At 70.0% G+C, this 10,387-nt stretch carries 8 protein-coding genes and 1 rRNA gene; 6 read left to right on the forward strand and 3 right to left on the reverse strand.

Annotation, left to right across the window (positions count from 1 at the left end; genetic code table 11):
- Together AWZ10_RS14135 and AWZ10_RS14140 are read right to left on the reverse strand one after the other, a co-directional pair.
- Positions 1–976, reverse strand: a 976-nt coding sequence (locus AWZ10_RS14135; protein ID WP_208618495.1) for a sigma-70 family RNA polymerase sigma factor, incomplete at its 3' end; no start/stop codon positions are given.
- Between the two features lie 327 nt (positions 977–1,303).
- The gene (locus AWZ10_RS14140; RefSeq protein WP_060891214.1) at positions 1,304–2,116 is read right to left on the reverse strand and encodes a TetR/AcrR family transcriptional regulator; all 813 of its coding nucleotides are present in this window, start codon (positions 2,114–2,116) and stop codon (positions 1,304–1,306) included.
- A gap of 495 nt (positions 2,117–2,611) precedes the next feature.
- Here AWZ10_RS14140 and AWZ10_RS14145 point away from each other — a divergent pair, with 495 nt between their 5' ends.
- From AWZ10_RS14145 to AWZ10_RS14160, 4 genes are all read left to right on the forward strand, one after another.
- A complete protein-coding gene (locus AWZ10_RS14145; protein WP_046704677.1) occupies positions 2,612–3,961 on the forward strand; it encodes an NAD(P)/FAD-dependent oxidoreductase in 1,350 nt (449 codons plus the stop codon).
- Positions 3,962–4,185: 224 nt separating this feature from the next.
- On the forward strand, positions 4,186–5,856 hold the full coding sequence (locus AWZ10_RS14150; protein ID WP_046704678.1) for an ATP-binding SpoIIE family protein phosphatase: 1,671 nt from the start codon (positions 4,186–4,188) through the stop codon (positions 5,854–5,856).
- Positions 5,857–6,049: 193 nt separating this feature from the next.
- Positions 6,050–6,322: a peptidase inhibitor family I36 protein gene (locus AWZ10_RS14155; protein WP_060891215.1), complete on the forward strand. Its 273-nt coding sequence runs from the start codon at positions 6,050–6,052 to the stop codon at positions 6,320–6,322.
- A 305-nt stretch (positions 6,323–6,627) separates the two neighbouring features.
- A complete protein-coding gene (locus AWZ10_RS14160) occupies positions 6,628–7,197 on the forward strand; it encodes a hypothetical protein (protein WP_060891216.1) in 570 nt (189 codons plus the stop codon).
- A 39-nt stretch (positions 7,198–7,236) separates the two neighbouring features.
- Here AWZ10_RS14160 and AWZ10_RS14165 read toward each other — a convergent pair whose 3' ends face one another.
- Positions 7,237–8,514, reverse strand: coding sequence for an MFS transporter (locus AWZ10_RS14165; RefSeq protein ID WP_208618496.1), 1,278 nt, complete (start codon positions 8,512–8,514; stop codon positions 7,237–7,239).
- Between the two features lie 144 nt (positions 8,515–8,658).
- On the opposite strand from AWZ10_RS14165, the gene AWZ10_RS14170 reads away from it, so the two are divergent.
- On the forward strand, positions 8,659–9,216 hold the full coding sequence (locus AWZ10_RS14170; RefSeq protein ID WP_046704682.1) for a MarR family winged helix-turn-helix transcriptional regulator: 558 nt from the start codon (positions 8,659–8,661) through the stop codon (positions 9,214–9,216).
- Positions 9,217–9,893: 677 nt separating this feature from the next.
- A 16S ribosomal RNA gene (locus AWZ10_RS14175) occupies positions 9,894–10,387 on the forward strand; the annotation flags it as partial.

Below are 10,387 nucleotides of genomic sequence, written 5' to 3' on the forward strand. Positions count from 1 at the left end.
CCGCGCCCCCGGCCCCCGCGCCACCGGCGACCAGCGCGGTCACCTTGGCGTACCCGGCCGCACCGAACCAGCCGATGACCGCGACCGGCACGACAGCCGGGATCCCGCTCGCGACGTCCTTGATCTGCCCGGCGGCCAGCCGGCACGCCGCGCACTCCTCCAGATGCGCGCGCAGCCCCCGCTCGGCCCGCGTCCGCAGACTGCCACGGGCGTAAGCGCCGAGCCGGTCGGCGTACCGCCCGCACTCCCCCGCGTTCCCGGCGAGCGTGGCGGACACATGGGCCTGCAGATACGCCTGCTTGAGCCCCTCCCGTGCCCGGCTGGCCAGCACCCGGGTGCCGTTGGCGTCCAGCCCGAAGAGCGAGGCGACCTCGCTCGGCGACTCGTCCTCGACCTCCGTGTGCCACAGCACGGCCTGCCACCGCTCCGGCAGCGAACGGAACGCCCGCATCGCCATCGACTGCTCGGCCTCGTGCATCGCCCGCACCTCCGCGCCGAGGTCGAGCGTGTCGGTGTCCGACACCGCGGCCCCGCGCGAGGCCTGCGCCGCGAACACGGCGAAGTCGTCGACGAGCTGCTCCCGCCTTGCGGAAGTCGTCCACGTGGCGGCGACCCGCCGCACGGACGTGAGCAGGTAGGCCCGTACGGCGTGCTCCGGCCCGGAGCCGCCCCGCACCGCCTGCAGCATCCGGGCGAAGACCTCGGCGGTGAGGTCGTCGGCGGTGTGGGCGTCCCGGCAGCAGGTCCGCGCATACCGACGTACGGCCTCCGCGTGGCGCCGGTACAGCTCCTCGTACGCCGAGTCGTCCCCCGACCGCATCCACTCGATCAGATCGGCGTCGGAGGGCGCCCGCGGCGGCAGCACCCCGGAGTCGAACCGATCCCACTGCGCCGGTACCCCACGTCCCCCTTGGCTGGGCACCTGAGGCTCCGTCTCCGCCCCCGACCTCGGCTCGCCCAGCCCGTCAAAACCCATCGCGGAAGCCCCCGCCGCCAGCCGACCCAGTCCCGAACACCAGGGCAGAGTGCCATATTGGCTTTTGTTCAGTCCCTGGCACTACGGGCATACCACTCGTCCGAGGGGACTCCCAGACCTCGGTACCGCCGTTCACCCATATGGGTAACCCGCGCCCCGCAAGGGGCACGGGGAACCGCGCGAGCAACCCCCACCGGACCCGCACCCGACAACGAACCCCTCAGGGCCGAAGGGGCAGCGCCCCTGGGGATGGGAACGGGTAGGGGCGGCGGGGGCGAAAAACCACCCCCGCCGCCCCTGAGAGAACGACCCCTCACCCGACCCTCATCAGGCAGGCCGAGACCGCAGCCCCTCCAGCAGAATGTCGAGCAACCGAGCCGAAGCGGCAGCCTGCTGCGCCGCATCCGGCAACGCGGGCGCGCCCGTGGCGATCACCAACAACACGTCCGCCACGGTCACATCAGCCCGCAGCGCACCGGCCGCCCGAGCCCGCTCCACCAACTGCCCCACCACCTCGAGCAGCGCCGAAGCCCCGGCATCGTCCACCGGCCCACCGACGACACCGGCACCCGCGGTCCCGGCCGAACCCGCACCAGGATCCGCCGAGACCAACCGAAGCTCGGTCGTCGGCTGACCCCGCTGCTGCGGCACCCGCGCCTCGTCCACGACGAACGCGCCGATGCCGTCGGCCTCGGCCGCGTCATCCGCGACCCCGACCCGCAGCACCTGCGGCGGCAGCAGCCGCCCGGCACCCGAGGCCACCGACGTCCGCAGGAACCGCGACAGCGCCTGCCACGGGTCCTCCTCCTGCCCGAGCGCCACCCTGGCCTGTTCGGTGAGCCGAGACGTCTCCTCCTCGGCTATCCGCCGGACCAGGACGTCCTTGCTCGGGAAGCGCCGGTACACCGTGCCGACACCGACCCGCGCGCGGCGGGCCACGTCCTCCATCGGCGCGCCGTACCCCAGCTCGCCGAAGACCTCGCGCGCCGCGCGCAGCACGTGCTCGAGGTTGCGCTGTGCGTCCACGCGGAGCGGAGTGGACCGCACTCCGTCACCGCGTCCGTTGCCGCCCGCCGTGCCGATCGCACCACTGGGTGCGATCGTGGACGCGGACGACCAATGGGACTCCTGAATATGCATACGTATTCCCCCGGTAATGACGTCTCCCCCCGGAGACTCTCCCCGTCATCGGAAGCCGGAGCGGCGGAACGAGCGTCCAAGGTCCTCGGTGGTCACCGATTTCCTTCGTCGGCAACCCGGTCCCCGAGCCGACCCGCCCGTCGCGGACCACACGGAACCCGGACCCGAACCCGAGATCCACAACCCTGATCCCGGACCCGACCGAACTGCTTGAACGCATCCCCCTACACCCCGTCGACACACGAACATAGTTGAGAGGGAGTCAATTCAGAAGGGGCACGTTCCGCAGGGAGCGCCCCTCGATCGGAGTACGGGCGGTTTACGTCCGGTTTGCGCCCCCTCCTGCCACCCGGCTCACACCATCTGACCTGCGCACCTGTCGCACGCGCCGGAAAATCGGCCAACCCCGCGCCTTTGTGGAGACCGGTCACACAAATTGCCGGGCCTGTGGACAAACCAGCGAGCAAGGTGCGTCATGGGAGGGTGAAGGAACCGATGCGCATTCTTATCGTCGGCGGCGGATACGTCGGGCTGTACACAGCGCTGCGTCTGCAGCGACAGCTGAAACCGGAACTCGGACGTGGCGACGTCGAGATCGTCGTCGTGTCCCCCGACCCCTATATGACGTATCAACCCTTCCTTCCGGAGGCGGCCGCGGGCTCCATCTCGCCCCGCCATGTCGTCGTCCCGCTGCGCCGCGTCCTCGACCAGTGCAAGGTCGTCATCGGCGAGGCCACCTCGATCAACCACGCCAAGCGCATCGCGACCCTCGACACCCTCGCCACCGAGGAGGAGGGCACGGAGGCCGAGCAGCTGACGTACGACGAACTCGTCCTCGCCCCCGGCTCGATCTCGCGCACCCTGCCCGTCCCCGGGCTCGCGGACTACGCCATCGGCTTCAAGACCGTCGAAGAGGCCATCGGCCTGCGCAACCACGTCATCGAGCAGATGGACATCGCCTCCTCCACCCGCGACCCCGCGATCCGCGACGCCGCCCTGACCTTCGTCTTCGTGGGCGGCGGCTACGCGGGCGTGGAGGCGCTCGGCGAGCTGGAGGACATGGCCCGCTACACGGCGCGGTACTACCACAACGTGAAGCCCGAGGACATGAAGTGGATCCTCGTGGAGGCCTCGGACCGCATCCTCCCGGAGGTCGGCGAGGAGATGGGCCGCTACACGGTCACCGAGCTGCGCCGCCGCAACATCGACGTACGCCTCCACACCCGCCTCGAATCGTGCGCCGACCGCGTCGCCGTCCTCAGCGACGGAGCCCGCTTCCCGACCCGTACGGTCGTCTGGACGGCCGGGGTCAAACCGCACCCGATCCTCGCCGCCACCGACCTCCCGCTGAACGAGCGCGGGCGCCTGAAGTGCACCGCCGAGCTGACCGTCGAGGGCGTCGCGCACGCGTGGGCCGCGGGCGACGCGGCCGCCGTCCCCGACGTCACCGCCGAACCCGGCAAGGAGACCGCCCCCAACGCCCAGCACGCCGTACGCCAGGCCCGCACCCTCGGCGACAACATCGCCCGCTCCCTGCGCGGCCAGCCGCTTCAGACGTACTCGCACAAATACGTCGGCTCGGTCGCCTCCCTGGGCCTCCACAAGGGCGTGGCCCACGTCTACGGGCGGAAACTGAAGGGCTACCCGGCCTGGTTCATGCACCGCGTGTACCACCTGAGCAGGGTGCCGACCTTCAACCGCAAGGCCCGAGTCCTCGCCGAATGGACCCTCGCAGGGCTCTTCAAACGGGAGATCGTCTCGCTCGGATCACTCGAACATCCTCGTGCGGAGTTCGAACTCGCGGCCGGTGGAAAGCCTCCTGAGGACCCGAAGGGGTCGTCCTGACCGGATCCAGGAACTCCACCGTTCAGGCTGACGTCTGACGGATGTCGGTCCGGTCGGCCAGACTGGTCGGCGACGTGATCCATGATCTCGGGCGGGGCCACCACCCCGCCCACACGCACCCACGACCAGGCGTCCCCCACCGCCGCACCCGGGGCACCCCCGGGCCACCGGCCGGATCCGGAGCCGGCCACAGACGACAACACGAGGCACGAGGCAAGGATTCGGTGAACTTCACGCGCTGGAGCGCCCGGCTCCCCGGTACGCAGCGCCGCGCCGCAGCGCGGACCGAACACACGGTCACCCCGGACCGGCGGGGGGAAGGCTCCGTACCCGCGGCCCGCGCCGAACGGCAGACCGACGACCCCCCGGACGACCCACCGACCGTGCCCGCCGTCGACGACCTCCCGACCCGCGAGATCCTCGACCGCATCCCGGCCCTCGTCGCCCTCGTCCACGGCTCCGACCACCGCACGGCCTACGTCAACGACGCCTATGTCGCGGCCTTCGGCGCGCGCCCGCTCGGGGAACCCGCCCGCGAGGCCCTGCCCGAGCTGGACGCCCTCGGCCTCCTCCCGCTCCTCGACCAGGTCCTGCGCAGCTCCAGGTCCCGCACGGTCAAGTCCCGCAAGGCCGCCGACGGCCGCAGCTACACGATCACCTGCACCCCCGTCGACGTACCGAACGGCGCAGGGCAGAGCGACGGCGGCGTCCTGATCTTCGCCGCCGACGTCACCGACCACGCCGAGGCCGCCGAACGCCTCCGCGCGAGCGAACGCCGCCAGCGCGAGACCGCCGTCACCCTCCAGCGCTCCCTCCTCCCGCAGGAGCTGGAGGAACCCGACGACCTGCGCATCGCCGCCGTCTACCACCCCGGCGGCACCGAGACCGCCGTCGGCGGCGACTGGTACGACGTCATCACCCTCGGCGGCGGCCGCACGGCCCTCGTCATCGGCGACGTCATGGGCCGAGGAGTGCGAGCGGCCGCCGTCATGGGCCAGCTCCGTACGGCCGTCCGCGCCTACGCCCGCCTGGACCTCCCGCCGCACGAGGTGCTCCAGCTGCTGGACGGCCTCGCGACGGAGATCGACCCCAACCAGATCGCCACCTGCGCCTACGCCGTCCACGACCCCAACGAGGGCCGCCTGGTCTACTCGTCCGCGGGCCACCTGCCGATCCTCGTCCGCGACGAGAGCGGCACGGTCCTGCGCGCCGACGAACCGACCGGCCCTCCGCTCGGCACCGGCGGCTGGACCCACTCCTCCGGCTCGATCCCCCTGGGCCCCGGCTCCACGGCCGTCTTCTACACGGACGGCCTCGTGGAGCGGCGCGACGAGGACCTGGACGAGGGAATCGCCGCCCTGGAACGCGCCCTGTCCGGAGCCACGGGCACCCCGCAGGTCGTCTGTGACCGCCTGGTCCGCTCGACGGGCGTCACCGCCGACCACGACGACGACGTGGCCGTCCTCGTCCTCCAGCACCCCGCCCGCGTCGGCCCCGACAGCGAACTCTTCCGCAACGCGGCCCTGGAACTCCTCGGCGGGGTGGAAGCGGCCCCCCGCGCCCGCGCCTTCGCCTCCGGCGTCCTCACCAGCTGGCGTTTCCCCCCGGAACTCCACGACCTGGGTGTCCTCGCAGCCAGCGAACTCGTCGCCAACTCCCTCCAGCACGGCACCCCACCGATGCGTCTGCGCCTGCGCCGCACCGACCGCCGTCTGATCGTCGAGGTCACCGACGGCAACGACCACCTTCCGCGTCGCCGCCGAGCCGACCCCGCCGACGAGTCCGGCCGCGGCATCGCCATCATCGCCACCATCGCCTCCAACTGGGGCAGCCGCCGAGCCCCGGGCGGCGGCAAGGCGGTGTGGTGCGAGTTCGCCCTGCCGCGGACGACCTGAGCGGCGGGGGCCGCACCCCCGCCGCGGGCCGTCCCACGGACTCGGGCACCTGACGGGGGCGTCGACCCCCGCGTACCAGGCGACCCGGGCCGCGTGGAGGCGGGTCTCGGCGCCGAGCTTGGTGTGACGCGCCGGAAAAGACAGCAATAGCGGCGGCGATGTTCGTGGGTGCGACCCTCTTCGCCAGTGGGGAGTGGCCCACGCGTCGCTGAGCGAGTGCAACGCGAACAACATGTGCATGTGGGGCAACAACGACTTCCACTGGCTGATCGGCGAACGCGCCCACGGCCCCACCACGCGGACCAACATGACCGGCGACCGCAACGACGAGATGGACTCGTGGGCCAACCGCTCGGCCACCCACACCGGCTGCATGGCCGAACACCGCAACGGCTCGGCCTGCTCCGCACGGTCGACGCCTCCGGCACGCTCGACGGGCTGCCCCGCACAGAGCGGCGCTACCTGATGGACGGCGACCCCGACAACCCCCGTATGGCGAGCCGGAAGGGCAACGACAGCAGCCTGCTCACCGCAGACAACCCCACCCACGTCGAACGGCTGACCGGCCGCCGACTCGACCCACCCAGGCCTCCCTGTTGCGCGCCGGCGGCCTGCTCGTCTGGGCACACTCTCCCGACGCCCCCACCGGCGCGAACGCCACACCTCCCTCGTCGTCCGTCAGGGCGACAAGATCCTCGGCAACACCTCAGAGCTGCCCATGGCCCCGTCGAGGTCGCCCCCGCCGAGTGGCGCACCGGCTCCGACGGCATCATGCTCCGCGCCACGGCGAACGCACTCGACCTGCCGATCCAGGCCCACGGACCGATCATGGTCACCGGCGTCCCCGACGCCGACGCCCGCGCCCTGCAACAGGCCATCGTCAACGCCGGCATGGACGCCGGAGCCGTCCACGCCGGCATGGACGCCGGAGCCGTCCTGGTCCATGTGGAACCCGACGACCCGGTGCCCCCGGCGGCGCTCCTGGCCACCGCCGTGGGCCTGGTGCTCCTGGCCCTCGCCGCCGTACTGGCCGCCACCCGCGGCCAGACCCGCATCCTTCGCCGCTATCTCGCCCGGCTGATCGCCGTGGGCATCCCCCCGCGCTGGGCCCGGCATGTGCTGCTCCGCCAGCACGCCGTCCTCATCGCGGTGAGCGCCCTCCTGGGTCTGCTGATCGCCGTGATCCCCACCGTGGTCCTCGCCTTCCAGGTCTCCGGATTCGTCCTGAGCGTGCCGTGGCGGCAACTCGCCGTACTCGCCGCGGCGACCTATGCGGCGGCACTTCTCGCCGCCGTCCTGTCCGCCCACCGACTCCGTGTGACCGAAGCCCGAGCCACCTGAGGGGAGGCCTCCCACCCGACTCCCCTCAAGGCCGGCACCTCAAGCCCGCGCCACCACCGGTTCCGCGGCGGCCCCACTCCCGGCGACCACCCGGCTGGCCACGAGCGCGGGCTGATCCTGCCCGCCCGTGAGATGCCGCCCGAGCCGCAGCGCCAGCACGCTGATGCCCAGCGAGCACAGCAGAAACGACACGATGTACGGCGCATGCAGCGAGGCACCCATCGGCCCGCCCACCGCCGGACCGACCGCCAGCGCGAGCTGTTTGACCAGGGCGAACGCCGAGTTGTACTGCCCGGCCATCCCTGTCGGCGCCAGATCGGCCACCAGCGGCGCGACGGTCGGCGACAGCATGGCCTCACCGAGACCGAACAGCGCGTACGTCGAGACGAACGCGGCGGTCGCCATGGCCTGGCTCGTCTCCCCCAGCCCGGCGAACCCGGCCACACCCCACGCGAAGGCCCAGATCAGCCCCACGGCCGCGATCACCCGTGACCGCCGGCGCCGCGCCACGAACCGCAGCACGGCGAACTGCGCGACCACGATCACCGCGGTGTTGGCGGCCAGTGCCGTCCCGAGCGCGGACGTCGATATCCCGGCCGCCTCCACTCCGTACGCACTGAGCCCCGACTCGAACTGCCCGTAGCAGGCGAAGAACAGCACGAAGCCCAGCACACACAGCTGCACCATGGCCCGATTGCCGAGCAGCTGCTTCCAGCTCCCCTTGGCCGCAGTCCCCGCCGGCGCACCCGCGACCTTCGGGGCGCGAGGCATCCGCACGGTCGCCATCACGCCCACGAGCAGCAGGAACATCGCCGCCTGTATGGAGAAGAGCAGCGTGAAGGACCCCGCGCGTGTGGCATCGACGAGATGCCCGCCTATCAGCCCTCCGACTCCGAGCCCGAGGTTCTGCAGAAAGAACTGCGTGGCGAAGTCCCGAGACCGGTTCTCCGCGGTCGAACAGTCGACGATCATCGTCGCGAGCGCCGGCTGCATCACGGCCTGCCCCGCCCCGAGCGCCGCGGCTGACAACAGCACGGTCGTCGCACTGGAGGCCAGCCCCAGGCTCAGCGATCCGACGGAGGCGGTGACCAGGGCGGTGAGCAGCACGGGAAGGGCACCCCGCCGGACTATGGCCCGCCCTGCGAGGGGCAGCACCACCAGCGCGGCCACGGCGAAGACCGCCAGCACGAGCCCCGCCGTCGTCGCACCGAGATCCCGCACCTGCGCCACATAGACGTACAGATACGGGACGGTGAAACCGAGTCCGAACGCGCCGAGCGCGTTGCCCACATGAATCCGGCGCATCGCTGCGCCCATCCCCCTGGTCACGTTCACCTGCCTAGGAAAGGGAAGCCCACAGCTCAAGCGTTAACACTGAAGACTTCGAAGCTAAAACTTAGAACCTAAACAGTACACACCGAAGGACTTCGATGCCAAGCAGTGGCGTGCCATACTTCACCCATGGGCGACACCCCCGGCACCTCCGGCAGCGCCGAGCCGACACTCGAAGAGCAGATCGCCGCCTACCAGCGCGAGTTCAGGGACCTCGACCCCCAGGTCGAGAAGATCGTCTCGGCGCTCTCCCGTCTCAACCGCCGTATGAACGTCGCCTACGGCCGCCAGACCTCGGCGCTCGACATCAGCAACGCCGAGTGGGAGGTCCTCAAGGCCCTCGTCCTCTCCGGCTCCCCGTACCGCCTGGGCCCGAGCGAGCTGGCCAAGCGGCTGGGCCTCACCCCGGCCGCCATGACCCACCGCATCGACCGCATGGTCACCGAGGGCCTGGTGACGAGGGAGCGCGACGAGACCAACCGCGTACGCGTCATCGTCGAGCTCACGCCCGAGGGCCGCGAGAAGTGGCTGGAGGCCATGCGTCTCGCCTCGGTCTTCGAGGAGGACCTCCTCCAGGACCTCTCCCCTCTGGAGCGCACCGTCCTGGGCGAGGTCCTGACCCGACTACTCCGCCGCGTCGAGCACGCCCAGCCGGACGCCGGCGGTCGCCTCACCGACCTCGACTGAGGCCGCTCTTGTGGGGCGCGTCCGAGGTTTGGCCGAGGGGCGCCCTGGGGAGGCTTGACAGTCCACCCCGCGATCCGTAAAGTTCTTCGGGTTGCCACGGAGCCTTAACGGTTCTGCGACAGCACCTCCGCCGCTCCAAGCGGCACCCAAACCAACCAGCACGATCTCCCATCGGGATGAATTCGGCGTGCCCGAATGAAATTCGATTTGGGTTCGACAGCCCCGATTGGGAACTGCCGAGCAGATCCGCTAAGGTTTGGAACGTCGGAACGGCCCAACAGCCGCGAAGACAACGCCCGCTGACTGGGAATCAGGCCCGAAAGGATCTGATAGAGTCGGAACCGCCGGAAAGGGAAACGCGAAAGCGGAAACCTGGAAAGCACCGAGGAAATCGGATCGGAAAACGATCTGATAGAGTCGGAAACGCAAGACCGAAGGGAAACTGCCCGGAGGAAAGCCCGAGAGTAGCTTGGGTGAGTACAAAGGAAGCGTCCGTTCCTTGAGAACTCAACAGCGTGCCAAAAATCAACGCCAGATATGTTGATACCCCGTCCGCCGAAACTTTTCGGTGGTCGAGGTTCCTTTGAAGTAAAACACAGCGAGGACGTTGTGAACGGTCGGGCTTATTCCGCCTGACTGTTCCGCTCTCGTGGTGTCGACCCGATTACGGGTAAACATTCACGGAGAGTTTGATCCTGGCTCAGGACGAACGCTGGCGGCGTGCTTAACACATGCAAGTCGAACGATGAACCACTTCGGTGGGGATTAGTGGCGAACGGGTGAGTAACACGTGGGCAATCTGCCCTTCACTCTGGGACAAGCCCTGGAAACGGGGTCTAATACCGGATACAACACTCTCGGGCATCCGATGAGTGTGGAAAGCTCCGGCGGTGAAGGATGAGCCCGCGGCCTATCAGCTTGTTGGTGAGGTAACGGCTCACCAAGGCGACGACGGGTAGCCGGCCTGAGAGGGCGACCGGCCACACTGGGACTGAGACACGGCCCAGACTCCTACGGGAGGCAGCAGTGGGGAATATTGCACAATGGGCGAAAGCCTGATGCAGCGACGCCGCGTGAGGGATGACGGCCTTCGGGTTGTAAACCTCTTTCAGCAGGGAAGAAGCGAAAGTGACGGTACCTGCAGAAGAAGCGCCGGCTAACTACGTGCCAG

The organism is Streptomyces europaeiscabiei, assembly GCF_001550375.1.
GTDB classification, from domain to species: Bacteria; Actinomycetota; Actinomycetes; order Streptomycetales; family Streptomycetaceae; genus Streptomyces; species Streptomyces europaeiscabiei.

Coding starts and splice junctions, on each gene's coding strand:
- AWZ10_RS14140 (WP_060891214.1), bottom strand. CDS start 2,116: ATGCATATTCAGGAGTCCCATTGGTCGTCCGCGTCCACGATCGCACCC.
- AWZ10_RS14145 (WP_046704677.1), top strand. CDS start 2,612: ATGCGCATTCTTATCGTCGGCGGCGGATACGTCGGGCTGTACACAGCG.
- AWZ10_RS14165 (WP_208618496.1), bottom strand. CDS start 8,514: ATGGGCGCAGCGATGCGCCGGATTCATGTGGGCAACGCGCTCGGCGCG.
- AWZ10_RS14160 (WP_060891216.1), top strand. CDS start 6,628: ATGCTCCGCGCCACGGCGAACGCACTCGACCTGCCGATCCAGGCCCAC.
- AWZ10_RS14170 (WP_046704682.1), top strand. CDS start 8,659: ATGGGCGACACCCCCGGCACCTCCGGCAGCGCCGAGCCGACACTCGAA.